At 67.1% G+C, this 25473-nt stretch carries 23 protein-coding genes; 4 read left to right on the top strand and 19 right to left on the bottom strand.

Features of this window, described 5'->3' with window-relative positions; all coding sequences use genetic code 11:
- Nucleotides 1-11: 11 nt before the first annotated feature.
- Nucleotides 12-440, top strand: coding sequence for a carboxymuconolactone decarboxylase family protein (locus ABNX41_RS10185; protein WP_438669618.1), 429 nt, complete (start codon nt 12-14; stop codon nt 438-440).
- Between the two features lie 70 nt (nt 441-510).
- On the opposite strand, the gene ABNX41_RS10180 is transcribed toward ABNX41_RS10185, so the two are convergent.
- The 3 genes from ABNX41_RS10180 to ABNX41_RS10170 form a co-directional block, all read right to left on the bottom strand.
- On the bottom strand, nt 511-672 hold the full coding sequence (locus ABNX41_RS10180) for a hypothetical protein (RefSeq protein ID WP_438669617.1): 162 nt from the start codon (nt 670-672) through the stop codon (nt 511-513).
- 607 nt (nt 673-1279) lie between these two features.
- On the bottom strand, nt 1280-1438 hold the full coding sequence (locus tag ABNX41_RS10175) for a hypothetical protein (protein ID WP_438669616.1): 159 nt from the start codon (nt 1436-1438) through the stop codon (nt 1280-1282).
- A 419-nt stretch (nt 1439-1857) separates the two neighbouring features.
- Nucleotides 1858-2034: a hypothetical protein gene (locus tag ABNX41_RS10170; RefSeq protein ID WP_438669615.1), complete on the bottom strand. Its 177-nt coding sequence runs from the start codon at nt 2032-2034 to the stop codon at nt 1858-1860.
- Between the two features lie 209 nt (nt 2035-2243).
- Here ABNX41_RS10170 and ABNX41_RS10165 point away from each other — a divergent pair, with 209 nt between their 5' ends.
- Nucleotides 2244-2447, top strand: a complete 204-nt coding sequence (locus ABNX41_RS10165; RefSeq protein WP_438669614.1) for a hypothetical protein — start codon at nt 2244-2246, stop codon at nt 2445-2447.
- Between the two features lie 281 nt (nt 2448-2728).
- Here the strand turns inward: ABNX41_RS10165 and ABNX41_RS10160 are convergent, their stop codons facing one another.
- From ABNX41_RS10160 to ABNX41_RS10130, 7 genes are all read right to left on the bottom strand, one after another.
- Entirely contained in the window at nt 2729-4918 is a 2190-nt protein-coding gene (locus tag ABNX41_RS10160) for a 3-hydroxyacyl-CoA dehydrogenase NAD-binding domain-containing protein (protein WP_438669613.1), read from the bottom strand.
- Nucleotides 4915-5076: a hypothetical protein gene (locus ABNX41_RS10155; RefSeq protein ID WP_438669612.1), complete on the bottom strand. Its 162-nt coding sequence runs from the start codon at nt 5074-5076 to the stop codon at nt 4915-4917. Before ABNX41_RS10155 ends, ABNX41_RS10160 begins: the two co-directional genes overlap by 4 nt.
- Complete coding sequence (locus tag ABNX41_RS10150) at nt 5076-6287, bottom strand: acetyl-CoA C-acetyltransferase (protein ID WP_438669611.1); 1212 nt, start codon at nt 6285-6287, stop codon at nt 5076-5078. Before ABNX41_RS10150 ends, ABNX41_RS10155 begins: the two co-directional genes overlap by 1 nt.
- Before the next feature lie 10 nt (nt 6288-6297).
- Complete coding sequence (locus ABNX41_RS10145; RefSeq protein WP_438669610.1) at nt 6298-6978, bottom strand: glutathione S-transferase family protein; 681 nt, start codon at nt 6976-6978, stop codon at nt 6298-6300.
- A 278-nt stretch (nt 6979-7256) separates the two neighbouring features.
- On the bottom strand, nt 7257-7469 hold the full coding sequence (locus tag ABNX41_RS10140; protein WP_438669609.1) for a hypothetical protein: 213 nt from the start codon (nt 7467-7469) through the stop codon (nt 7257-7259).
- A gap of 34 nt (nt 7470-7503) precedes the next feature.
- Nucleotides 7504-9279 carry an acyl-CoA dehydrogenase C-terminal domain-containing protein gene (locus ABNX41_RS10135; RefSeq protein ID WP_438669608.1) on the bottom strand — a complete coding sequence of 592 codons (1776 nt, stop codon included), beginning with the start codon at nt 9277-9279 and terminating at the stop codon, nt 7504-7506.
- Nucleotides 9280-9340: 61 nt separating this feature from the next.
- A complete protein-coding gene (locus ABNX41_RS10130; RefSeq protein WP_438669607.1) occupies nt 9341-9769 on the bottom strand; it encodes a MerR family transcriptional regulator in 429 nt (142 codons plus the stop codon).
- Nucleotides 9770-10037: 268 nt separating this feature from the next.
- Between ABNX41_RS10130 and polA the strand changes: the two genes are divergently transcribed.
- Both polA and ABNX41_RS10120 read left to right on the top strand, forming a co-directional pair.
- Entirely contained in the window at nt 10038-12851 is a 2814-nt protein-coding gene (polA, locus tag ABNX41_RS10125) for a DNA polymerase I (RefSeq protein WP_438669606.1), read from the top strand.
- A 247-nt stretch (nt 12852-13098) separates the two neighbouring features.
- Nucleotides 13099-15096 (top strand): methylmalonyl-CoA mutase family protein, encoded by a 1998-nt coding sequence (locus ABNX41_RS10120; RefSeq protein WP_438669605.1) that lies wholly within the window; start codon nt 13099-13101, stop codon nt 15094-15096.
- 22 nt (nt 15097-15118) lie between these two features.
- Here ABNX41_RS10120 and ABNX41_RS10115 read toward each other — a convergent pair whose 3' ends face one another.
- The 9 genes from ABNX41_RS10115 to ABNX41_RS10075 all read right to left on the bottom strand — a co-directional run bounded on the left by ABNX41_RS10115 (nt 15119) and on the right by ABNX41_RS10075 (nt 25471).
- Nucleotides 15119-16255, bottom strand: coding sequence for an ABC transporter ATP-binding protein (locus ABNX41_RS10115; RefSeq protein WP_438669604.1), 1137 nt, complete (start codon nt 16253-16255; stop codon nt 15119-15121).
- A 165-nt stretch (nt 16256-16420) separates the two neighbouring features.
- The gene (locus ABNX41_RS10110) at nt 16421-17638 is read right to left on the bottom strand and encodes an ABC transporter substrate-binding protein (protein ID WP_438669603.1); all 1218 of its coding nucleotides are present in this window, start codon (nt 17636-17638) and stop codon (nt 16421-16423) included.
- Between the two features lie 48 nt (nt 17639-17686).
- Nucleotides 17687-18559, bottom strand: coding sequence for a carbohydrate ABC transporter permease (locus ABNX41_RS10105; RefSeq protein WP_438669602.1), 873 nt, complete (start codon nt 18557-18559; stop codon nt 17687-17689).
- A gap of 13 nt (nt 18560-18572) precedes the next feature.
- The gene (locus ABNX41_RS10100; RefSeq protein WP_438669601.1) at nt 18573-19457 is read right to left on the bottom strand and encodes a carbohydrate ABC transporter permease; all 885 of its coding nucleotides are present in this window, start codon (nt 19455-19457) and stop codon (nt 18573-18575) included.
- Between the two features lie 3 nt (nt 19458-19460).
- Nucleotides 19461-20618, bottom strand: a complete 1158-nt coding sequence (locus ABNX41_RS10095; RefSeq protein WP_438669600.1) for a Gfo/Idh/MocA family protein — start codon at nt 20616-20618, stop codon at nt 19461-19463.
- Between the two features lie 138 nt (nt 20619-20756).
- Nucleotides 20757-21671 (bottom strand): ROK family protein, encoded by a 915-nt coding sequence (locus ABNX41_RS10090; RefSeq protein WP_438669599.1) that lies wholly within the window; start codon nt 21669-21671, stop codon nt 20757-20759.
- Complete coding sequence (nagA, locus tag ABNX41_RS10085) at nt 21668-22855, bottom strand: N-acetylglucosamine-6-phosphate deacetylase (protein WP_438669598.1); 1188 nt, start codon at nt 22853-22855, stop codon at nt 21668-21670. The genes ABNX41_RS10090 and nagA overlap by 4 nt, the downstream gene beginning before the upstream one ends.
- Before the next feature lie 10 nt (nt 22856-22865).
- Entirely contained in the window at nt 22866-23969 is a 1104-nt protein-coding gene (locus ABNX41_RS10080; protein ID WP_438669597.1) for an alanine racemase, read from the bottom strand.
- Nucleotides 23966-25471 (bottom strand): M81 family metallopeptidase, encoded by a 1506-nt coding sequence (locus ABNX41_RS10075; protein WP_438669596.1) that lies wholly within the window; start codon nt 25469-25471, stop codon nt 23966-23968. Before ABNX41_RS10075 ends, ABNX41_RS10080 begins: the two co-directional genes overlap by 4 nt.
- Nucleotides 25472-25473 lie beyond the last annotated feature (2 nt).

Raw genomic sequence — 25473 nt, 5'->3', positions numbered from 1 at the left:
GATTTTCGAAGATGACCCCACAGCCGACCCAAGCCGAGCTTGCCGAACGCGGCGAGAAGATGCGCCGCATGATCACCACCGACGCCTATGTCGACCACATGCTGGCAACGCGCACGCCCTTCGACAGCGAATGGCAGGATTTCCTGACCGAGCAGCTTTTCGGCCGCACCTGGGCGCGCGGCATCATCGACCATCCGACGCTGAGCATGATCAACCTGGCCATGCTGGCGGGGCGCGGCTGCATGGAGGAATTCGAGATCCATTTCCGCGCCGCCCTGACCAGAACCGGCGTGCCGCTGATCCAGTTGCGCGAATTGCTGCTGCATATCGCGATGTATTGCGGCGCGCCCATCGGCCGCGACGCCTTCAAGATCGCGCGAAAGTGCTTTGCCGATCTGAACATCGACGTATCGGAGATCGACCTGCCCCCGCAGACGTGATCCGCCTGCGAACAGCCGCGCCCGATGCAGCGACGGCGACGGGCGGCGCGCCGCGGGCTGACGCGCGCGCTCATGGCGCCCCCAGGATCTCCTGCGTCAGGCGGCTGCCGCTGACCTCGCCGATATCGAAGGTTCCGCTGATGGCCTGGCCGCCCTCCAGCCTGGCCGAGAACCGCCCCGAGACCGCAAAGCCGCTTTCCCCTTCGGGAGTTTCAAGGCGCGTGATCTCCAACTCCAGTTCCTCGGCGTCCTGCCGCTCCCGCGATGCGGCTCCGGCGGGAAGGAAGGAAGGACAGGCTCCGCCCGGCTTCCAGCAGTTCCAGACCCGGCGACGACAGTTCAAACTCCGGCCTCAGTTCCGCGGTCTTCACGCGCGGGTTCGGGTCTTCCGTCCCTTCCAGCCGGACGCAGAGAATCGGCTCCCTGTCCTGAATGTCGGAAAACTCCGTCCATTGTGCGGAATGGATGGTGCGCCCCGCCATGTCCTTCAGAAACTCCGCCGCCGCCGGATCCATACCCGGCCGGGGCTGCGACCGGCTGAATGGTGCGCGACCATGTCACCAGATCAAGCGGCGCGAGGTCGTCGAGCTGCGCGCTGATCCGCCAGGTGATCACATCGCCGGGCATGCCGAGAATGGTCTCGGCCAGTGTCACGGCGGGGAGGAGGACCGGCACCCCCAGCGCAAAGACCGCCAACACCCGCCGCCCGGTGAAAAGCCCAGTCTCAGTGTCTCGCATGGGTTCCTGTCCTTTCTCCCCGATCAGCGCAGGGTGGCGTTCGGGCCCTCGGTTGCCGCAAGCCTGTCCTGCGCATTGCCTTCGACCCGGCGGGCGGCGGTTTATTCTCCGTCCGGCGCACCGGCGGGCACGACGGCCACATAGTCGCGCGGATGGATCGCTACGGTCCAACTGGCGGCGATGGGATCCCCCGCCCGCACCTTTTCCGGGCCGCTGACGGTGACATTGCCCTCCACCACCTCGATTGGCGTCGAGGCCAACACCCGCCCTCCGTTTGTCCAGTTGCAGCCGCACCTCATAGAGGCCCGGCCGCCGGAGCACCCAACTGACCCTCCGACTGCAGATCCAGCGGGAGCGAGCGATAGGCGCGCTCCAGATACCGATCGACGCCGTGCTGGCGCATCTGGCGGTGCCCGGCCTTGGCCATCAACCCGACCACCCAGGGGGCGCGCGGCCAGCCGCAGCATGGTGCGCTGGATCGTCGGCAGGCGATGGACCCCGGCCGGATCGATGATCGAGGAATAGCCGACCGCGAGAAGGCTGTGGAACCTTTGCGGACTGGCGCGGCTTTCCGCGATCAGCGGCACGATGCCGCTGGCCATGCCGATGCACAGGCAGGGGCGGTCGATCTCGCGGTCCATAAAGGCGCGCAAGCCCGCCAGGCTGTCCTCCAGCACGGTCAGGTCGGGATGCAGGCTGCTGTTGCCATAGCCGGGGCGCGCAAGGGCACGAAAAGCCGGATCCCTGCCTTGCGCAGCCGCGCCTCGCCCTCTGCGGGCAAGAGATAGGTCATCGGCAGGCCCCGCAGCAGGACGGCGGGGATGCCGTCCTCGGCCTCCATCCAGGTCCAGGCCACCGCCCGGCCGTCGGGCAGTTCGGTCCGGCGCTCGCGGCGCAGGGGCTCTGCCAGACCGGAACCTCGTCATGCGCGCGGCCCGCAACGGGCCCAGCAACTGGCGCGAGATCACGTCGCGCTTGCGCGCGCCCTCGGCCACGGGATCGAGCTTCGCGCTCCATTCCGCGATCATTTCCTCGAAAGCGTCCTGATCGACGATGGCGCGACAGGTGGCGGCGACGATCTCCATATCGGCGGGATCGAAGGCGGCGGCATCGCCATCACCGGGCGGAAACTGGAACGCCTGGTCGGCAAGCGGCGGGATCTGCCTGCGCTCGGGCATCGTGCGGCGGGCCTCGCTTTTCGGATTCCCGGTATGGGGCGCAGATATGACACCGGAGCAGGCGACCGGGGCATTGTATTTTATCAAATAGACAACCTGCGGGGCAACCGATCCCGCGCCCTGCGCAGGCCCCTCGCGGATCGGCAGGCGGTCCGGTGCAGCAAATATGCCGAGGAACATATGAAAGGCAGTCCTCTGCAAGAAGCTGCCCCGATCGAGCCGTGCGGATCACAGGACCCGAGGCTGCAGCCCCGCATCACGCGGATGCCCGTGCGGATCGCGCGCCAGCCCCCCGGACGTTGTGACCTGGGGGCAGGCCGCGCGCGTTGCGGGTCGGGCGCGTGCGAATTCACGCGCGCCCGGCCCGCCGCTTCAGGCCGCCTTCGCGCCCTGGCCGAAGCGGGCATAGAAGGTCTCGCCCCGCTCGGCCAGTTCGCGCAGCAGCGCGGGGGTCTCGAAGCGGTGGCCGAACTGCGCGGTCAGGCCGCGGCAGATCTCGACCGCGCGGGCGGCGCCGAGGATGTCGAGCCAGGAGAACGGCCCCCCCGACCAGGGCGCGAAGCCCCAGCCCAGGATCGCCCCCACATCGCCCTCGCGGATATCGGTCAGGACACCCTCTTCCAGCGCGCGGACCGCCTCCAGCACCTGGGCGAAAAGCAGGCGGTGCTGCACATCGGCAAGCGAGGGCTGCATCTTGTCCAGCGGATATTTCCGCGCCAGCCCCTCCCACAGGTCGCCCCGCTCGCCCTTGTCGGAATAGGCGTAGAAACCAGCGTTGTTCTTGCGCCCCAGGCGGCCCTGATCGGCCATCCAGAACAGCACCTTGTCCACCGCCTCGTCGGGGTAGTCGGCGCCCATGGCCGCCTTGGTCGCCTTGGCGATCTTCACCCCCAGCTCGATCGAGGTCTCGTCCACCAGTTGCAGGGGCCCCAGCGGCATGCCCACCAGCTTGGCGGCATTCTCGATCAGCGCGGGCTCCACCCCCTCGGCCACCATGCGGACGCCCTCGTTGATATAGGGGATGATGCAGCGGTTGGCGTAGAAGAAGCGCGCGTCGTTGACCACGATCGGCGTCTTGCGGATCTGGCGCACGAAATCCAGCGCCTTGGCCACCGCCACATCGCCGGTCTTCTTGCCCCGGATGATCTCGACCAGCATCATCCGGTCCACCGGCGAGAAGAAATGGATGCCGATGAACCGCTCCGGCCGCGCGCTGGCCGAGGCCAGCCCGGTGATCGGCAGGGTCGAGGTGTTGGTGGCGAAGACCGCGCGCTCGCCCGCCGCCGCCTCGGCCTTCCTCGTCACCTCGGCCTTGACCTTGGGGTCTTCGAACACCGCCTCGACGATCAGGTCCACGCCCGAAAGCGCGGCGTAATCGGTGGTGGCGGTGATGCGCGAAAGCACCTCGGCCTTCTTCTCGGCGGTGACGCGGCCGCGCTTCACACCCTTGTCGAGGATGCCCTCGGCATGGGCGCGCCCGCGATCCGCCGCCTCCTGCGTGGCGTCGATCAGGACGACCTCGATCCCGGCATTGGCCGCGACATAGGCGATGCCCGCGCCCATCATCCCCGCGCCCAGAACACCAAGCTTGGTGACCTTCTGATCCTCGACCGCCGGGCGGTTCGCGCCTTTCTCCAGCGCCTCCTTGTTGATGAAGAGCGAGCGGATCATCGCCGACGACGACGGGTTCAGAAGGACCGAGGTGAAGTTCCGCGCCTCGATCCGCAGCGCGGTGTCGAAGGGCACCAGCGCGCCCTCATAGACGGCCTGAAGCAATGCCTTGGCCGCCGGATAGACGCCCTGGGTCTTGCCATGCACCATGGCCGAGGCGCCGACGAAGGTCATGAACCCCGCGGGATGATAGGGCGCGCCGCCGGGGATCTTGTAGCCCTTGGCGTCCCATGGCTTCACCAGATCGGCCTCCTTGGCCGAAAGCACCCAATCCTTCGCGCGTGACAGCAGTTCGTCCCCAGGCACCACCTCGTCGATCAGCCCGGCCGCCCGGGCGGCCTTCGGGTCCGACAGCTTGCCCTCCAGCAGGAAGGGCGCCGCCCCCATCGCGCCCAGCTTGCGCACCAGCCGCGTGGTGCCGCCCGCGCCGGGAAAGATCCCGACCATGATCTCGGGCAGGCCGATCTTGGCCCTGGGATTGTCGGCGGCGAAGATGCGATGGGTGGAAAGCGGCAGCTCCAGCCCGATGCCGAGCGCGGTGCCCGGCAATGCGGCGGCGATCGGCTTGCCGCCCTTCTTCGTCTTCGGATCCATCCCGGCCAACTCGATCTTGCGCAAGACGCAATGCATCCGCATCACGCCCTCGAAGACCGCCTCGGCGCCACCCTCGCGCATCTCGGCGATGACGTTGAGATCCATGCCCCCGGCGAAATCCTTCTTGCCGCTGGTGATGACGATGCCCTTCACGGTCTCGTCCGCCAGCGCCTGGTCGACCAGGTCGCTGAGCAGGGCAAAGCCCGCCAGGGACATCACGTTCATCGACTTGCCGGGCAGGTCCCAGGTGATGACGGCGACGCCATCGGCGCCTGTTTCCATGGTGAAATCGGTCATTTCATTTCTCCCTCGGGCGTGTAGGGCCGCCCGTCCCTGTGGCTGTGGCGATAGGCGCCTTGCGTGACGGAAGGCGCCGGATCGGCATCGGAATAGGTCAGGCCCCCGTCGGCGGACCTCGATCCGCCGACGGGGAAGGCCGAAGCACGCGTCCTCATCACACGCGCTCGATGATGGTGGCGGCCCCCATGCCCGAGGCGATGCAAAGCGTCGCGAGCCCGAGGTTCAGGTCCCGCCGCTCCATCTCGTCCAGCAGCGTGCCGATGATGATCGCCCCCGAAGCGCCCAGCGGATGGCCCATGGCGATGGCGCCGCCGTTCACATTGACCAGGTCGGGCGAGACGTCGAAGGCCTGCATGAAGCGCAGGACGACGGCGGCAAAGGCCTCGTTCACCTCGAAAAGGTCGATGTCGCCGATCTTCAGGCCCGCGTCCTTCAGGATCTTTTCGGTCACCGGCACCGGGCCGGTCAGCATGATGGTCGGATCGGTGCCGATCTTGGCGGTCGCCCGGATGCGCGCGCGCGGGCGCAGGCCATGGGCCGCGCCGAACTCGCGGTTGCCGATCAGGACCGCCGCCGCGCCATCGACGATGCCGCTGGAATTCCCGGCATGGTGGATGTGGTTCACCCGGGCCAGCTCGGGATATTTCATCATCGCCACCTTGTCGAAACCGGGCATCACCTCGCCCATGTCCTTGAAGCTGGCCTTTAGCGCGCCGAGCGCCTCGACCGTGGTGCCGGGGCGCATGTATTCGTCATGGTCCAGGATGGTCAGACCGTTGCGATCGCGGACCGGCACGATCGAGCGCGCGAAACGCCCCGCCTCCCAGGCCTCGGCGGCGCGGCGCTGGCTTTCGACGGCCAGCGCATCGGCCGCCTCGCGGGTGAAGCCGTATTTCGTCGCGATGATATCGGCCGAGATGCCCTGGGGCACGAAATAGGTCTTCATCGCCAGCGCGGGATCGACGGCGATGGCCGCCCCGTCCGAACCCATGGCGACACGGCCCATCATCTCGACCCCGCCCGCGATATAGGCCAGGCCCGCGCCACCCCGGACCTGGTTGGCGGCCAGGTTCACCGCCTCCATCCCCGAGGCGCAGAAGCGGTTGATCGAAAGGCCGGGAATGCTCTCGTCCAGATCCGAGGCCAGGACCGCCGAGCGAGCAAGGCACCCTCCCTGCTCGCCGACCTGGGTGACATTGCCCCAGATCACATCCTCGACCGCATGGCCCTTCAGCCCGTTCCTCTCCCTCACCGCGTTCAGCACACCGGCCGACAGCGCGACCGAGGTCACCTCATGCAGCGCGCCGTCGGGGCGGCCCTTGCCGCGCGGGGTGCGGATGGCGTCATAGATATAGGCGTCAGACATTTGTTCCTCCTCAGGCCCGGTCGGAAGGATTGCCGGGCATCAACGCATAGGGATGGGCCCAGCCCGGCAGCGCGGCGATCCGCGCGGTCCAGGCCTGGACATTGGGCCAGTCGGCCAGGTCGAGCCCGAAGGGCTCGGGGTAATAAAGGTAGGAGCAGAGCGAGAGATCGGCGATCGTCGCCCGCCCCCCGACCATCCAGTCGCGAGCGTCCAGATGGCGCTCCAGCACCGCATAGGCCGCCCGAAGCCGCGCCTGGACGAAAGGCGCCACCCCCTCGGGCCGCCGTTCCGGCGGAAGAAAGTTCGTCACGAAGCGCAGCATGCCGATCTGGGTCGAGAATTTGTGGTTGTCCCATAACATCCAGCGCAGGATCTCATCCTCTTCGGCGGCATCGACCGGTCCGAGTTCGGTCGGACCAAGCCGGGGCGAACCAAGCTGGGGCGGACCGACTTCGCCAGGGCGCCGCGCCAGATACCGCAGCATGACCGCCGACTGGGTCAGCACCCGGCCGTCGATCTCCAGCACAGGAACCTCGCCCATCGGGTTGAGGTCGCGAAAGGCCGGGCTGCGGGTCTCGCCATTGAAGAAATCGACGAAGACGGGACGCCAGGGCGTCCCGGTCAGGGCCAGCATCAGCGCCACCTTATAGGCATTGCCGGATTCGCCGAAACAATGCAGCCGTGCCGTCATCTCAATGCCTCCAACCTCTACCCCTTGTTCGACCCCGGGGGTTTTCCACCCCCGGACCCCCGGAGGATATTTGCACCAAGCTGAAGAAGGATTTCTTAACCTTCTTTCGTCATACCGAACCTGCGGGACAGGCTGGGAAGCCGATGACCGCCCAAGGTGAAGCCCCGCCCCGAAGCCCCGGATAGCCAAAACGGACAGTCGGGGCGGGGTGGACTGCCCCTTCATCTTGGCAAAAATATCCCCGCCGGAGGCATCCCCGGATACCGCACGCGCCCCCGCTACCGCTTTCGCGCATCGATCTCGGCGTTGAAGAGCCGCAACCGATGCGTGAGATTGTCGCCGTTCACCACGCTGTCGAAATGCTCGAAGAGGAAGGACAGCGCCTCGCCCTCGTCCAGCCCCGCCTCGGAGGCGAACCGCTTCAGCCTGCGATAGCCGTCCTCGGTCATGGCGACGGGGAAACGGCGGGTCAGGCGGAAACGTTTCGGCATCGGCGGGTCCTTTCCGGCATGGTGCCGTCACATGTTAGAACGCCGCGTCCGGCAGGGCCATGACCGGATCCGCCCCGCTTTCGATCCGCGCCAGATGCGCGGCGCAGGCCGGAAGCTGGCGCGCCATGTAGAAGCGGCCGGTGGCGATCTTGGCCTCGTAGAAGGCCTTGTCGGCAGCACCCGCATCCAGCGCGGCATGGGCGGCGGCGGCCATCCGGGTCCACATCAGCCCAAGGCAGACATGCCCCATCAGATGCATGAAGTCGTAAGAGCCGGAAAGCGCCGCATCGGGGTTCTTCATGCCCTCGGCCATGAAATACATCCCCGCCGCCTGCAACTGCTTGGACGCCACCTTCAGGGGATCGGTGAAGGCCTTCATCCGTTCATCGCCGTCATGGGCCTTCACCTCGGCCTTGACCAGGTCGAAGAAGGCCATGACATGCTTGCCGCCATCCGCCGCCAGCTTGCGCCCCACCAGATCCAGCGCCTGCACCCCGTTCGCGCCTTCGTAGATCATCGCGATCCGCGCGTCGCGGGCGAACTGGGACATGCCCTGTTCCTCGATATAGCCATGGCCGCCATAGACCTGCTGCGCCGCCACCGCCGATTCGAAGCCCTTGTCGGTCTGGAACCCCTTGATCACCGGGGTCAGCAGCCCCACCAGCCCGTCCGCCGCCTTGTCGTCCAGCCGATGCGCGCGGTCGATCAGGCTCGCGCCCCAGAAGGTCAGCGCCCGCGCGCCCTCGACGAAGCTTTTCTGCTCCATCAGGTTGCGGCGGATGTCGGGGTGGACGATCAGCGGATCGGCCGGACCCTCGGGGTTCTTCGCGCCCGTCACCGCGCGGCCCTGAAGCCGGTCCCTGGCATAGAGGACGGCGTTCTGATAGGCCGCCTCGGCCACGGCATAGCCTTGCAGGCCGACGCCCAGACGGGCCTCGTTCATCATGGTGAACATGGCCCGCATGCCCTTGTGCAGCTCTCCCAGCAGCCAGCCCTTCGCGCCGTCGTAATCCAGAACGCAGGTGGCATTGCCGTGGATTCCCATCTTTTCTTCGATCTTGCCCAGGGTGACGCCGTTGCGGGCACCCAGGCTGCCGTCCTCGTTCACGAGGAACTTCGGCACGATGAAAAGCGAGATGCCCCGGGTGCCCTCGCCCCCGCCCGGCGCCTTGGCGAGCACCAGATGCACGATGTTCTCGGCCAGGTCGTGATCGCCCGCCGAGATGAAGATCTTCTGGCCGGTGATCAGGTAGCTGCCGTCGTCCTGCGGTTCGGCCCTGGTGCGCAGAAGGCCCAGATCGGTGCCGCAATGCGGCTCGGTCAGGTTCATCGTGCCGGTCCAGTCGCAACTGATCATCTTCGGCAGCCAGGTCGCCTTCTGCGCGTCGGTGCCATGGGTATGGATCGCCGAGACCGCGCCATGGGTCAGGCCCTGATACATGTTGAAGGCCATATTGGCCGAGACGAAGATCTCGCCCACGGCGCAGTTCAAGAGATAGGGCAGCCCCTGGCCGCCATATTCGGGATCGCAGTCGAGCGCGGTCCACCCGCCCGTCTTCATCGCCTCGAACGCCGCCTTGAAGCCTTCGGGCGTGCGCACCGAACCGTTCTCGACCACGCAGCCCTCGCGGTCGCCCACGGCATTGAGCGGCGCGAGCACCTCGGAGGCCACCTTGCCCGCCTCTTCCAGCACGGCGGCGGTGAAGGATTCGTCCAGATCGCCATAGCCCGGCACATCCGAGGCCGAGGTGGCGAGAACCTCGTGGAGCAGGAACTGCATGTCCTTGAGGGGCGCGGTATAGCTGGTCATTGTCGGTCTCTCTCCCTAAGTCCTGTGCCCGGCGCGGCCCGAAGGGCGCGCGCGGGCGGCATCATTCTGCGGCGGCCCGGGCCGGTTGCGCGGCGGGACCTGCGCCCGCGCGAACCGCCGCGATCAGATCGGCGCCAGCCTCAAGCTCGGCGCGCAACTCGACGATGGCCAGATCCAGTTCGGCGCGCTGCGCCTCCATGATCCGCAACCTGTCCTGCGCCAGGCTGAAGGTATGCTCCATCTGCGCCAGATTGGTGCCCTCACGCTGATAGAGGTTCAGCATCTGCCGGATGTCCTCCAGGCTGAAGCCGAACCTCTTGCCGCGCAGGATCAGCTTGAGCCGCGCCCGGTCGGCCCGGCTGTAAAGGCGCCGCGTGCCCCGGCGGATCGGGGTCAGAAGCTCCTTGGCCTCATAAAAACGCAGGGTCCGGGGCGTGACGTCATAGGCCTCGCACATCTGCCGGATCGTCATCATCTCGTCGGCATTCATCCGCGGTTCTCTCCCTTCCCTCCCCCGGTGATCGCGGCGGCTTGCTGCGATATGGGTCCTCGGTCGGCAGACTAGCAGGTAAGTTGACGTTCACGTCAGCATAACGTCGCGTCACGGCATCGGGGAAAACGCGGCTTCGGCCCGGGCGCGCCCCGCCGCGCGGAAAAGCCCGCCCGGGCCGACGCCATCCGCCGCGCGGGCGCCCCGCCATATGGACCCCCGCCGCCGTCTCTGCCAATACTGGCACCCAGACCGACGGGAGCGCGACATGAGTTTCGGCAAGGGCCACCATCTGCATCTGATCGACGGCTCGGCCTATATCTTCCGCGCCTATCACGCCCTGCCGCCGCTGACGCGCTCGGACGGGACGCCGGTGGGCGCGGTCCAGGGCTTCTCGAACATTCTGTGGGGCGAGATCACCAAGGAGCGCAACGGCAATTCCGCCACCCATATCGCGGTGGTCTTCGATTATTCCTCAAAGACCTTCCGCAACGAGATCTATCCCGAATACAAGGCCAACCGCCCGCCGCCGCCCGAGGATCTGCTTCCGCAATTCCCCCTGACGCGCGAGGCGACGCGGGCCTTCAACGTCTCGTGCATAGAACTGCCCGGCTATGAGGCCGACGACATCATCGCCACGCTGGCGCGAATGGCGGTCGAGGCCGGGGGAACCGCCACGATCATCTCGTCGGACAAGGATCTGATGCAGTTGGTGCGCCCCGGCGTGGACATTCTGGAGCCGATGAAGAACCGCCAGATCGGCCCCGACGAGGTGGTCGAGAAATTCGGCGTCGGGCCCGAGCGGGTGGTGGATGTGCAGGCGCTTGCGGGCGACCCGACCGACAACGTGCCCGGCGCGCCGGGGATCGGGCTGAAGACCGCGGCGCTTCTGATCAACGAATACGGCAGCCTGGAAGAGCTTCTCGACCGCGCGGCCGAGATCCGCCAGCCCAAGCGGCGCGAGACGCTGACCGTGAACCGCGACCAGATCCTGACCTCGAAGCGGCTGGTGCAGCTCGACGACCGCGTGCCGCTCGACATCGCGCTGACGACGCTTGAGGTGAAAAAGCCCGATCCCCCGGCGCTGCTGGAGTTCCTTGCCACGATGGAGTTTCGCGGCCTCGCCCGCCGGGTGGCCGAACGGCTGAAGGTCGAGGTGCCGGTGATCGAGGCGGCAGGGCCCGCGACCGCAGCCGAACCCGAGGCGCCCGGCCAGCCCGCCTTCGACCGCAAATCCTACATCGCCATCCGCGACCGCGCCACGCTCGACGCCTGGATCGCGCAGGCGCAAGAGATCGGCCATGTCGCGGTGGATACCGAAACCACCAGCCTGGACGAGATGCGGGCGGAACTGGTCGGCGTCTCGCTGTGCATCGAGCCCGGCAAGGCCGCCTATATCCCCCTCGGCCACCGCCAGGGCGGCGGCGACCTGTTCGGCTCGGCCGATCTGGTCGAGGGCCAGCTGGATCTGGACGAGACCCTCGCCGCGCTGAAACCGCTGCTTGAGGATCCGGCGGTCCTCAAGATCGGCCAGAACATCAAATACGACTGGAAGATCCTTGCCCGCCACGGCATCCGCATCACGCCTTTCGACGACACGATGCTGATGAGCTACGCGCTGCAGGCCGGGCTGAACGCCCATGGCATGGATGTGCTGTCCGAACAGTATCTCGGCCACAAGCCGGTGCCGATCAAGACCCTGATCGGCGCGGGCAAAAGCCAGATCACCTTCGACCGCGTGGGGATCGACGACGCCACCGGCTATGCCGCCGAGGATGCCGATGTGACGCTGCGGCTGTGGCGGCTCTTCCGGCCGCAACTGCACCGCGCCCGCGTCGCCACGGTCTACGAGACGCTGGAGCGCCCGCTGGTCCCGGTGCTGGCCGGGATGGAGATGACCGGGATCCGGGTCGATCGCGACGTGCTCTCGCGCATGTCGAACGCCTTCGCCCAGAAGCTCGCGCAATACGAGGACGAGATCCAGGAGATCGCGGGCGAGAAATTCAACGTCGGCTCGCCCAAGCAACTGGGCGAGGTGCTGTTCGACCGGCTGGCCGTGCCCGGCGGCGAAAAGGGCAAGACCGGCGCCTATGGCACCGGCGCCGATATCCTCGAAGACATCACCACGCTGGAAGACAGCCACCCCAGGGGCGCGCGCCTGGCGGCGAAGGTGCTGGACTGGCGCCAGATCGCCAAGCTGAAATCGACCTATACCGATGCGCTGCAGCAGGCGATCAACCCCGAGACCGGCCGCGTCCATACCAGCTATTCCATCGCGGGCGCCAACACCGGGCGGCTGGCCTCGACCGATCCCAACCTCCAGAACATCCCCGTGCGCACCGAAGAGGGCCGCCGCATCCGCGAGGCTTTCGTGGCCCGCCCGGGCCGGGTGCTGGTCAGCCTCGACTACAGCCAGATCGAATTGCGCATCCTCGCCCATGTCGCCGCGATCCCGTCGCTGAAACAGGCGTTCCGCGACGGGCTCGACATCCATGCGATGACCGCCTCCGAGATGTTCTCGGTCCCGCTCGACCAGATGACGCCGGAAATCCGGCGGCAGGCGAAAGCCATCAACTTCGGGGTGATCTACGGGATCTCCGGCTTCGGCCTGGCGCGCAACCTGCGCATCCCGCGCGCCGAGGCCCAGGGCTTCATCGACCGCTATTTCGAACGCTTCCCCGGGATCCGCAGCTATATGGACGACACCATCGCCTTCGCCAAGGCCAACGGTTTCGTCCAGACCCTGTTCGGCCGCAAGATCCACACGCCCGAGATCAACGCCAGGGGCCCCGGCGCCGGTTTCGCCCGCCGCGCCGCGATCAACGCGCCGATCCAGGGCACCGCCGCCGATGTGATCCGCCGCGCGATGATCCGCATGCCCGCCGCCATCGCGGGGATCGATGCCGACATGCTGTTGCAGGTCCATGACGAACTGCTGTTCGAAGTGGCCGAGGATCAGGTCGACCGGCTGATCGAGACCGCGCGCGCGGTGATGGAGAACGCCCCCGATCCCGCGGTGAAGCTGGATGTGAAGCTGGTGGTCGACGCCGGGCGCGGAGTGAACTGGGCCGCCGCGCATTGATCGCAAGCCCTGGCCCCGGGCAACCGGCCTCCAGACCGCATGCATATCCCTGGCGACAAGGCCCCCCCTCCTTGATCCCCCATCGGCCCCAAGGGCCGGTGAAGGCCCCCGCGCCCTCTCCTTCATCTTGGCAAAAATATCCCCGCCGGAGGCTCCGCCGCTGCAATGCGGCGATCACGATTGACATATACTTTCCAATCGTTAGATATATTCGCAATAATATTTCCTACTCGCCCCAGGGATTCCCATGACGCAGCCCGAGACGCCCCGCCCCCTGCCCGATACCCCGGCGAAAGACGCGCCCTGGCTGTTCCGCACCTATGCCGGCCATTCGACGGCGGCGGCCTCGAATGCGCTCTATCGCGGCAATCTCGCCAAGGGGCAGACCGGGCTCTCGGTCGCCTTCGACCTGCCGACCCAGACCGGCTATGACAGCGACCACGAACTTGCGCGCGGCGAGGTCGGCAAGGTCGGCGTGCCGATCTGCCATCTGGGCGACATGCGGGCGCTGTTCCAGGACATTCCGCTGGAGCGGATGAACACCTCGATGACGATCAATGCCACCGCGCCCTGGCTGCTCGCGCTCTATATCGCGGTGGCCGAGGAACAGGGCGCCGATCTCTCGAAGCTGCAGGGCACGGTGCAGAACGACATCATCAAGGAATATCTCTCGCGCGGGACCTATATCTGCCCGCCCGCGCCCAGCCTGCGGCTGATCACCGATGTCGCGGCCCATACCGTGCGGCATCTGCCGAAATGGAACCCGATGAACGTCTGCTCCTACCACCTGCAGGAGGCAGGCGCGACGCCAGAGCAGGAACTGGCCTTCGCGCTGGCCACCGCCGTCGCGGTGCTCGACGATCTGAAGGGCAAGGTGGCCGAGGCCGATTTCCCGAAAATGGTCGGCCGGATCAGCTTTTTCGTCAATGCGGGCATCCGCTTCGTCACCGAGATCTGCAAGATGCGCGCCTTCGTCGACCTGTGGGAAGAGATCCTGCGCGACCGCTACGCGATCACCGATCCGAAATTCACCCGTTTCCGCTATGGCGTGCAGGTCAACAGCCTTGGCCTGACCGAGCCGCAGCCGGAAAACAACGTCTATCGCATCCTGATCGAGATGCTGGCGGTGACGCTGTCGAAACGCGCCCGCGCCCGCGCCGTGCAGCTTCCGGCCTGGAACGAGGCGCTCGGCCTGCCCCGGCCCTGGGACCAGCAATGGTCGCTGAGGATGCAGCAGATCCTGGCCTATGAGACCGATCTTCTGGAATACGACGATCTCTTCGACGGCAACCCCGCGATCGACCGCAAGGTCGAGGCGCTGAAGGCGGGCGCGCGGCAGGAACTGGCGCAGATCGACGCCATGGGCGGCGCCGTGGCCGCGATCGAATACATGAAATCGCGGCTGGTCGAGGCCAATGCCGAACGCATCGCCCGGATCGAAAGCCAGGAAACAGTGGTCGTCGGCGTGAACCGCTGGCGCGAGACCGAGCCTTCGCCCCTGACCACGGGCGAGGATGCGATCATGGTGGTGGATGCCGCCGCCGAGGCGGACCAGCTTGCCCGCCTGGCCCGATGGCGCGCCGAGCGCGACGAAGCCGCGGTCGCCGCCGCGCTGGCGGCGCTGCGCGAGGACGCGCGCACGGGCCGCAACGTCATGCCCGCTTCGATCGCCGCCGCGAAGGCGGGCGCCACCACCGGCGAATGGGGCGAGGCGGTGCGCAAGACCTTCGGCCAGTATCGCGGCCCGACCGGCGTGTCGAAAAGCCCGTCGAACCGCACCGAGGGGCTGGAGCCGATACGCGAAGCGGTTCAGGCGGTCTCGGGCCGCCTGGGCAGGCAACTCGCCTTCCTTGTCGGCAAGCCCGGGCTCGACGGCCATTCCAACGGCGCCGAGCAGATCGCCTCCCGCGCCCGCGATTGCGGGATGGAGATCCATTACGAAGGGATCCGCCTGACCCCCGCCGAGATCGTCGCGGCGGCGGCAGCGGCCCGGGTCCATGTCGTCGGGCTTTCGATCCTGTCGGGCAGCCACCTGCCGCTGATCCGCGAGGTGATGGAGCGGCTGCGCGCGGCCGATCTGGGGCATCTGCCGGTGGTGGTCGGCGGGATCATCCCCGAAGAGGACGCCGCCCGCCTGCGCGCCATGGGCGTCGCCGCGGTCTATACGCCCAAGGATTTCGAACTGAACCGGATCATGCTCGACATCGTGGCGCTGGTCGATCCGGCCGCGGTGGCCGCCCAATAGCGCCCGGCTGGGTGGGCGCGCCTTAGCCCAGGGCGGGCGCGACCGACATGGCGGCAAGGTCGATCCGGCGCTCCAGCGCCTGGCCGTCGGCATCGAAAAGATGGCCGTCCGAGGCCAGAAAGCCCATGTCGAGCGGCTTGTCGTCCTCGATCACCCGCGTCCCCGGCAGGACGAAGCAGAAGGTCTCTTCCTGCCCGGGCAGGCTGGAATAGCCGATGGTCTGCTGGCCAAGCTGCTCGACCACCGAAGGGGTGACGCGCAGATCGACACCCCCCGCCGCATGGGCCGGGCCAAGCGCGACATGTTCGGGCCGGATGCCCAGGGTCAACGGCGCGCCCTCGATGCCCGGGCGGGGCTCGACCGGCAGGGTCAGGCGCTGGCCCTGGTAATCCACCTCGACCCCGGCGGCCGAAGCCCCGACGCAGGTGACCGGCAGGAAATTCATCCGGGGATTGCCGATGAAAGCCGCGACGAAAGTGTTCTGCGGCTTGTGGTAAAGCTCCAGCGGCGGACCGACCTGGGCGATGAACCCCGCGTTCAGCACCACGATCCGGTCGGCCATGGTCATGGCCTCGATCTGGTCGTGGGTGACATAGATCATCGTCGCGCCCAACTGCTTGTGCAGCCGGGTCAGTTCGATCCGCATATCGGCGCGCAATGCGGCGTCGAGGTTGGAAAGCGGCTCGTCGAACAGAAAGATCTGCGGCTCGCGCACGATGGCGCGGCCGATGGCCACGCGCTGGCGCTGCCCGCCCGAAAGCATCCCGGGCTTTTGTTGCAGGCGCTGGTCCAGATGCAGGATCTCGGCGGCTTTCCTGACCTTGGCCTCGACCACATCGCGGGGCGCCTTTTCGACCCGCAGCGGGAAGGCGATGTTCTCATAGACCGACATATGCGGATAAAGCGCGTAGGACTGGAACACCATGGCGATGCCGCGCTTGACCGGCGGCAGGTCGTTGACCCTTTTGCCGTCGATCACGATATCGCCCGCCGTGGTATGTTCCAGCCCCGCGATCATGCGCAGAAGCGTGGACTTGCCGCAGCCCGAGGGGCCGACGAAGACGACGAATTCGCCATCCGTCACATCCAGCGAGACGCCCTTGACGACCTCGAAATTGCCGAAGGTCTTGACGACATTCTTCAGGGAAAGCTGCCCCAAGGCCAGGGTCTCCTTATCGACGCGGGGTGAAGGCTCGCGGCGGCCCCGGTCCCCCATGGGCCGCCGCGAGGAGGGATCCTGTCCGCGGGAGCGGCGGCGGATCCCCTAAGGGCCGATACCCCCGCCTGTGACGGCGGGGGCCTATACCGGCAGAGGCCGGGCCGCTTACTTGTATTCCTCAAGCGCGGCGGCGGCCTTGGTCAGCGCATCGGCGGGCTCGGCCGCGCCGGTGACGACGGATTGCACCATCTCGATCATCACGTTCTGCAAGCCCTTGTAATCGGTGAACAAGGGCTCGGGCCCGCCGAATTCGATGCCGTCGATGAAGGGCTTCCAATAGGGCGCGCCTTCCAGCATCGCATCCACCGCCGGGCCGGGGCGCAGCGGCGTCAGGCCGGCGGCACCGCCGCCCTCATAGGCCTCCTGCACTTCGGGCGAGGTGATGTAGCGCGCGAATTCCACCGCCTTTTCCTCGACGCCCGAACCCGCGAAGATCGCAAGGCTGTCGGTGATCAGAAGCGTGCCCGGCCCCTGGGCCGAGGGCCCGAGCGGCAGATCCGCGACGCCCCAGTCGATATCGGTATCGGCCAGACGGAAGGCGGCGCCCACGGCGGCCTGGATCATGCCGACCGAACCGTCGAGGAAGACGGCGCGGATCTCGTTCTGCTCATAGGCGGTCGCGCCTTCGACCGACCAGGGCACCAGCGCCTTGTAGGTTTCCAGCGCCGCCAGGTTCTCGGGGCTGTCGAGGGTGATGTTGCCCTCGGCGTCGATCACGGTGCCGCTGTTGGTATAGACCCAGTGCAGGAACTGGTGCATCGTGTTGTCGAAGGTCTTGGCGGGCAGGCCGTAGCCTGCGGTGCCGGTCTTCTCCTTGATGGTCTTGGCGAATTCGATGGTTTCGGCCCAGGTCTTGGGCGGCACTTCGGGGTCGAGGCCCGCCGCCTCGAACAGCCCCTTGTTCCAGTAGAGCGCCTTGGTCGAGAACGCGATCGGGATGCCCCATTGCGTGTCCTCGAAGGTCACGGTGTCGACGATATGGGGGTAATAGGCCGCCTTTTCCTCGTCGCTCATCGGCACTTCGACGATCAGCTCGTTCAGCGCGAATTCCTTCAGCGTGCGCGAGCCGACATAGGCCATGGCGGCGGGCGATCCGGCGACGGCCAGCGTGGTGGCCTTGTCCTGGCACTGGCCCCAGCCGACCACCTCGGGGGTGACGGTCCAGCCCTCGTTCGCGGCCTCCCATTCGGCGATGTATTTCTCGTGCACGGGGTCGATGGAATCGCCGCAGTAGATCCAGCTGATGTCCTGGGCCATGGCGGGCAGCGCCGTGGTCGAGGCAAGCGCCGCGCTGATCAGGCTTTTGCGGAACAGGGTCGTCATGATGGTTACTCCCGGTTGTTGACTGGCGTTATTGGTTGTTGACTGGCGTTATTGTTTCACCGCGCCCGCGGTAAGCCCGCCGACGAGATAGCGTTGCAGGAAGAAGATGATGACCAGCGCGGGCGCGATGCCGATGAAGGCGGCGGCCATCAATTCGTTCCAGATCACCTCCTGCTTGCCGAAGAAGGCGAACAGGCCGATGGGCAGCGGCATGTATTCGGTCTTGGAATTGAAGGTCAGCGCGAAGATGAACTGCTGGCTGTAGGCGCCGATGAAAGTGACGATGGCGACGACGATGATCCCCGGGCTGGCGATCGGCAGGATCACCCGGCGGAAGGTGTAGAACTGGCTGGCGCCGTCCATATAGGCGGCCTCGTTCAACTCGGTCGGGATCCGCATCATATAGGTGCGCAACAGCCAGATCGCCGAAGGGATCAGGAAGGCCGCCCCCGGCACGATCATCGCCCAATAGGTGTTGAGCATGCCAAGCGTCCGCATCAGCCGGAACAGCGGGATCAGCAGCACCGCGCCCGAGAACATCGACACCGCCAGGAACCCCGCCAGCACCAGGCCCATGCCACGAAATTCGAAGCGCGCGAAGGCATAGGCGGCGGGCACCACCAGAAGCAGCACGATCACCGTCGAGACGGTCGAGATCAGGAACGAGTTGAAGACGTAGCGCGCGAAATGCGGCACCCTGTCCCACATCGTCGAATAGGCGGCAAGCGAGCCGTTCTCGGGCCAGAAGGAATAGGGCGTCGAGAAAAGCTGCGACAGCGGTTTCAGGCTGACCAGGAACCCCTCGATGAACGGGGCCAGCATGAAGAAGAGAAAGACGAAAATCCCGGCATAGATGCCGATCACCTCCCACCAGCGGTAGCGGTCGATCATCGGGGTGTCGTCGTTTTTCCAGAACGCCATGGTGCCGCCCCCCTTACGACTTGCCGACATTCTGCAACCGCCGCGTCACGCGGAAATAGGCGATGCAGAAGATCGAAAGGAAAATGCAGATCACCACCGCCCGCGCCGCGCCCTCGCCATAACGCTTGGAGCCGATGGCGGTGTGGTAGGTATCGATGATCATCGTCGTGGTCGAACCCGAGGGCCCGCCCTGGGTCAGGATCCAGATGATGTCGAAACTGTTGAAGGTGGCGATCAGCGACAGCATCGACATGGTGATGACGGCGGGCATCATCAAAGGCAAGGTGATGCGGCGGAACCGGGTCCAGCGTCCGGCGCCATCGGTCCAGGCGGCCTCGTAAAGGTCCTTCGGGATCGACTGGATCGCGGCCAGGAAATAGATCGTCACCATCGGCACGCCGATCCAGACGTCGGTGACGATGGTCGCCCAATAGGCGGTGTTGCCATAGGCTAGGAAGGCCACCGGCCCGTCGACCAGCCCGAAGCGCTGCAGCAGGCCCGAGATCATGCCGAACTGGCCGTTGTACATCCAGCCCCACATGAAGATGCCGATGGCCATCGGCACGATCCAGGGCGGCATGGTCAGGATGCGGAAGACATGCCGCCCGGGCACGGCGGCGTTCAGCAGCACCGCGCCAAAGGTGCCGATGATCATCTTCAGCGCGACCGAGAAAAAGGTCCAGGTGAAGGTGCGCCAGATCACGCCCGCGAAGGTCTCGTTGAAGATCTTGGCGTAATTTTCCCAGCCGACGTAATCCCATGTGCGGCGCAGGCTGGTGTTGGTGAAGGACAGGCGGAAGGTCTCGACCAGCGGCCAGGCCACGATGATCAGCACGTAGATGATGGCGGGGGCCAGAAGCGCCCAGGCAAAGATCAATGCGGATCGTGACTTGATCATGCGTCAGGCAGCCTTTTTCAGCAAAGCGGCGTCGTAGCGGTCCCAGACCGGGCGAAGGTCGATGACCTGGCGGGCGCGGCGGGCCTCGTCGGTGGCAAGGGCCAGGATCCCGGCTTCCAGCGCGTCCAGCGGGCTGACCGGCAGGGGCCCGCCCCGCATGACATGGCTGACGATGCCCGAGGCCATCTCCTCATCCGCGCCGTAGTGCTGCGACAGCGCCGTGGCCTGATAGGTCTTGTCGATCAGGGTCTTCTCGGACAGCACATCCGTCACCTTGAAGAAGGCGCGGATGAAATCACCCTCGGCCTGGCCCTTGGTGCCGAAGACGGCAAAGCGGCGGAACTGGTCGGGGGCGTTGAGATTGGTGTGGAAGTTCATCCCCACGCCATTGGCGTATTCGATGATCGCGACCTGATAGTCGATGATGTCGCCGTCGCTGTCGAACACCTTGTCCGAGCCGTTCCACCCCGAGGGCTTGCGGTGGAAGATGTCCAGATCGTTGACGCCCTCAAGCCTGGGATCGTTTTCCGGCACGAAGGTCTTGCGGCCGCCGAACGAGGCCACCCTTTCGGGCCGCGCGCCGATCAAGCCGTTGTAGAGATCGAGGTCGTGGCAGCATTTCTCAAGCATGAAGCTGCCCGACCATTTCTCGTAGCGCCGCCAGTCGCGCATGAAAAAGGCGCCGTGATAGGGGTAGATGTGCTCGGCCGCCTCGATCGAGACGATCTTGCCCAACTGCCCGCCGTCGCGCGCCGCGAGCAGGTCGCGGTAAAGCGGCGCATAGCGCAGGACAAGGCCGACCATCAGGTTCTCGGGCCCGAATTTCGCCAGAAGAGCGGCAAGCGCATAGGTCTGTTCGATGGTCGAGACGATGGGCTTTTCGGAGAACACCTTCACCCCGGCCTCAAGCCCCAGCCGGATATGATCGAGATGCAGGTGGTTCGGCGAACCGATCATCAGCAGATCGAAGCCCCCGGCCTTCACCAGATCCTCGGCCGAGCCATAGGCGGTTCCGGCGCCGATCCCGTGCTGTTCCAGCACCGCCATCCCCGCGGGCGCGGGGTCGAAATACCCCACGATCTGAAAATCGGGGTCCATCTCGTTGAACACATGGCCGAGATAGCCAAGGCGGAAGCCCAGGCCGATAATGGCGACTCGCATTTCCCTCTCCCAGTGGAGAAATTCTTTTTCTCGATCTTGCGCATCGCATGGTGGATCGTCAAGAATTTTTCATGAGCCGTGAAAAAATATGTAATTCGTTTTCACGTCTTGCCCAATTCCCGGCCAGAAGGGCGCATTTCAGGCCAGCGCCCGCCCCCGGCGCGACAGGCCCAGAAGCGCCGCGCCGACCAGGCCGGGCTCGATGGCGCATTCGGCGGGAACGATCAGCGGGCGCTCAAGTCGGCGCAGGATGCGCGCGCGCAGCGCCCGGTCCAGCGCCGCGATCAGCGGGCGCGAGTTCGAAAGCCCGCCGCCCGCCGCCATGATCCCCGCGCCCAGCATGTTCTGCACCATGGCCAATGGCCCGGCGAGAAGTTCGAGCCACAGGCCGATCGTATGCGAAGGCGCGGGCGCGCCCGCCTCCCACCCCGCGACGATGGCCTGGCTGTCCAGCGCCTCGCCGGTCAGATGCAGGTGCAGCCGCTCCATCCCTCGCGCGGAACAGATCGCGTCGAGGCAGCCGGTCTGGCCGCAGCCGCAGGCAAAGGCGGGCAGGACCTGGTCGCCGATGATCCTTTGCGCCACCGGCCCGTGCCCCCATTCCCCGGCGAATCCCCCGGCGGAGTTGATCAACTCGCCCCGCACCACCAGCCCGCCGCCGACCCCGGTCCCCAGGATCAGGCCGAAGACCACATCATGCCCGCGCCCGGCGCCGATCCCCGCCTCGGCCAGTGCGAAGCAATCGGCGTCATTGGCCAGATCAACCGGCAGGCCCAGTTCGGCGGTCAGATCCGCCACCAGACGCCGCCCGGTCAGGCAGGGGATATTGGCGACGGTAGCCCGCCCGGTGTCGGGGTCGATGACCCCCGCGATCGAGATCGCCACCCGCTCGGGCGCGGTGGAGGCATCCGAGACGGCCCGGCGCAGCACGGCGGCGAAGCGGGCGAAATCCCCGCCCGGCGTCGGCACGCGCGCGCCGGGGCGGATGTCGTCGGCGCAAAAGGCCTCGGCGCTCTTGATCGCGGTGCCGCCGATGTCGAAGCAAAGGATCACGCCCGCACCCCCGCGCCCGCCTGCGCCACATCCGCCTGCGCCACGCCCGCGGCGGGCAGGCCGCCGATCCAGGTGCCCAGGGCCTCGACCCCCGGAGAGATGGCGATGAAATCGGCGCGCGCGCCGGGGGCCAGATGGCCCCGGTCCGACAGCCCCATCGCCCGCGCCGGATGCAGCGCGGCCAGCCGAAGCGCCTCCTCCAGCGGCAGGCCGAGCCCGCGATGCACATGCCGCACCGCGTCGATCAGGGCGATGTCGGCCCCCGCGAGCGTGCCGTCCTGCAGCGTCAGCCGCCCGCCCTCGCGCAGGATCCGCCGCCCGTTCAGGGTGAATTCGCGCTGGTCGCTGCCTATGGTCGACATGGCATCCGAGACGAGGAAGATCCCGCCCGAGCGCCCGGCCCCCGCCTTGGCCCTGAGTGCCACCCGCATCACGGTGTCGTCGACGTGGAACCCGTCGGCGATCAGCCCGGCCCAGATCCTTTCGCCGTCCAGCGCCGCGCCGACCAGACCGGGCGCGCGATGGCCAAGCTGGCTCATCGCGTTGAAAAGATGCGTCACCATCCCCGCGCCCGCCGCGAAAGCCGCCCGGGCCGAGGCAGCGTCGCAATTGCTGTGGCCAAGGCTGACCACCGCCCCCGCCGCCGCCAGGTCGCCGATCTGGAGCGCGCTCGCCGCCTCGGGCGCCAGCGTCACGATCAGGTTCGGCAGCGCCCCGGCGGCCAGCACCAGCGCGGCCAGATCCGCCTCGGCCATCGGGCGGATCAGGGCGGGGTCGTGGGTGCCCTTGCGCGAAACCGCCAGATGCGGGCCCTCAAGATGCAGGCCCAGAAAGCCCGGGGTGGCATCCGCCTGCCCGCCGGCCGAGATCGCGGCCGCAGTCACCTCGGGCCGGTCGGTGATCAGCGTGACCATGGTCGCGGTGGTGCCGAACGCGGCATGCGCCGCGCAGATCCGCGCGATGCCGCCGAGGGTTGGGTCGTTGTTGAAGAGGACCCCGCCGCCGCCATTGACCTGAAGGTCGATCAGGCCGGGCACGATCCAGCCCGGAACCGGCACGGCCAGGGGCGCGCCCTCCGCAGGCCCGATCCCGGCGACGCGCCCGCCGTCGATGCGCAGCGCGGCATCCTCGTGCCATTGCACCCCGTCGAAGATCCGCGCCGCGCGGTAAATCCCCTTCGGCATCGCCGCCCCCTTACCAGACCGTTCCGCGCGCCGCGACATCCTCGACCCGGCTGACGCGGCCCGCGCGGTGAAAGACGATCCGGTCGAACAGGTTGGACACGACGCAGGTGTGGTTCGGGATCACCCGGACCCGATCCCCCACCCCGGGCGCGGGCGCCGTGCAGCCGGTCAGATCCACGACCGCATGCTCTTCGGAAAGCGAGGTTATCCGCGCGCCCGGCAGTTCCTCGATCTCGCCGTAATCGGCAAAGCCCAGAAGGTCCGAGGTCAGCGCCTTCGACCCGCAGTCGAGCACCGCGCGCTGCGGCGTCGGGCGCGAGACCACGGTCGCGAGCACATGCATCGCCAGATCACCACGACCGCATTCGCCCGCCCGCAGCATCGCGCGGTCGTTGTAGACATAGGTGCCCGCCCGGTGTTCGGTGGCCGAGGACACCAGATGCGCCTGCCACAGATCCGGGCTGCCGCCGTTCGAGCGCAAAGGGCAGTCGATCCCCGCCGCCGCCAGAAGCGCCATCGCCTCGCGCAGGAAAGCCTCGACCCGCGCGGCGCCCCCCGGCGCGGGATAGGTCACCAGCCCCGCGAAACGCAGCCCGCCCGCGGCCTGGATCCGCTGCGCCAGCGCGAAGGCCGCCTGCGGGTCCTGCACCCCGCAGCGCCCGCCGCCGGTGTCGCATTCCACCGCCACCGCCAGAGGCTTGCCGCCCGCGAAAGCAGCGGCATAGCCCGCGACGGTCTCGGCGCTGTCGGCGACCACCACCAACCGCGCCACCCGGTCGTTCAGCGCGACCAGCCGCCGCAGCCGCGCGGGCCCGAGGATGTTGTAGGTCACCAGGATGTCGTCGAAGCCCGCCCCGGCGAAGACCTCGGCCTCGGTCAGCTTCTGGCAGTTGATCCCCACCGCCCCGGCATCGACCTGGGCGCGCGCCACCGCCGCGATCTTGTGGGTCTTGATATGCGGGCGAAAGCCCAGCCCATGCGCCGCCATATAGGCCTGCGCCCGGGCGATGTTCGCGGCCAGACGGTCCTCGTCGATCACCGGCATCGGTGTCAGCACCTCCTCCAGCGGGGCGCCCGGTTCGGGCCAGGGGAAATTCGGCGGAAGGGGCATCATCTGTCACCTGCGAAAGGATCGTCCACGCGCGGCCAGATATCGGCGCGGACATGGCGATAAGTGGTCCGGGCCGGATCGTTGGGATAGGGCATCCCGGCCGAACAATAGATTATCCCGGAGGCGATCTTCGAGAAAGCCGCATAGAAATGGTTGGTGGACTTGATCACCAGAACCTTGCAGGCGGTCGGGTCGACGCCAAGCGCCTCGAACAGCGAAGGGTCGTAATTCTGCGCCCGCACGGTGTTGAGGATGACCTCGACCCCGGTCTCGGCCCCCTGCGGATCCAGAAGCGCCAGCCGCGCCGCCGGGCCGAAGGGCACCAGGCTTTCGCCGAAACGCATCTCGGCCCTTGCGTTCAGCCGCTCGATCCGCACCAGCGCATCGACCGGATCGCCGGTGAAGGGCGCCGATTTGCCGCCGAAGCGCAGGGGGATCTCGGCCCCCTCGCCCGCGACGAGGCAAAGCTGCACCGCCATCGGGTCCCAGATCGTGCCGAAGACGACGCCGCGCGCGCCGCGCGCCAGCACCTCCTTCAGGATCACCGTGGAATCCCCCGCCGTGCCGCCGCCGGGATTGTCCCACATATCGGCGATCACCACCGGATGGGCGCGCGCCGCCATGGCCTGCGTCACCGCCTCGGCCTCATCGACCGAGGGCATGATATGGCGGCCGCGATTGGCGTAAAGCCTTTCGCCAAGCCGCCTGGCCAGCGCCGCGCCATGGGCCGCATCGCCATCGGTCACCGCGACCATCTTCGTTCCCATCTCGGGCACGTCGCCCGCCATGAAGCCATGGACGGCGGAAAGCGACAGCACCCTGGGATCGGTCCGCTCGATCTCGATCATCTCGTCGACGAAGCCGCGCATCGGCTCGCGCGAGGTAGGGAAGACGTCGATCATCCGGCAGTCGTAGACCGAGACGACCGGGCGCACCCGCCCCTCAAGCGTATCGACAAGGATGCGCCACAGATCCTCGGCCCGTTCGACGAAATCGGTATGGGGGAATTCCTTGAAGAAGACGTAGAAATCCAGCGCCGCCCGACGCTTCGCGGTCAGATGCGAATGCGGGTCCATCTCGGCGCAGATCACCACCTCGGGACCGACGAGGTCGCGGATGCGGGCGGTGAAATCGCCCTCGGGGTCCAGATAGCCCTGCGCCACCATCGCGCCATGCAGCCCCAGCACCACCGCATCCACCGGCAGCGCGGCGGCAAGCTGGCTGAGGATCTCGTCGCGCAGCCCCTCATAGGCTCCGCGCGAGACCAGCCCCGCCGGATCGGCCCAGGCGGCCGAACCCTCGACCAGTTCCCAGCCCTTTTCGGCGCAGACCCGCCGCCCGACCGGGATCGGCGCGGTGCAAAGCGTCGGCGTCGCCGGATGCTGCCCGGGCGGGGCATAGAGCGAATCCTCGAACCCCTTGCGGTCGATCACGATGGGCGAGAAGGTGTTCGTCTCGGTCGCGAGCGCGGCCACGAAGATGCGTCTGCGGGCCGGATCCGGCATGA

Origin of the sequence: Pseudogemmobacter sonorensis (assembly GCF_042762395.1) — a bacterium.
GTDB classification, from domain to species: Bacteria; Pseudomonadota; Alphaproteobacteria; order Rhodobacterales; family Rhodobacteraceae; genus Pseudogemmobacter; species Pseudogemmobacter sonorensis.
This window is presented reverse-complemented; position numbering and strand designations above follow the sequence as displayed.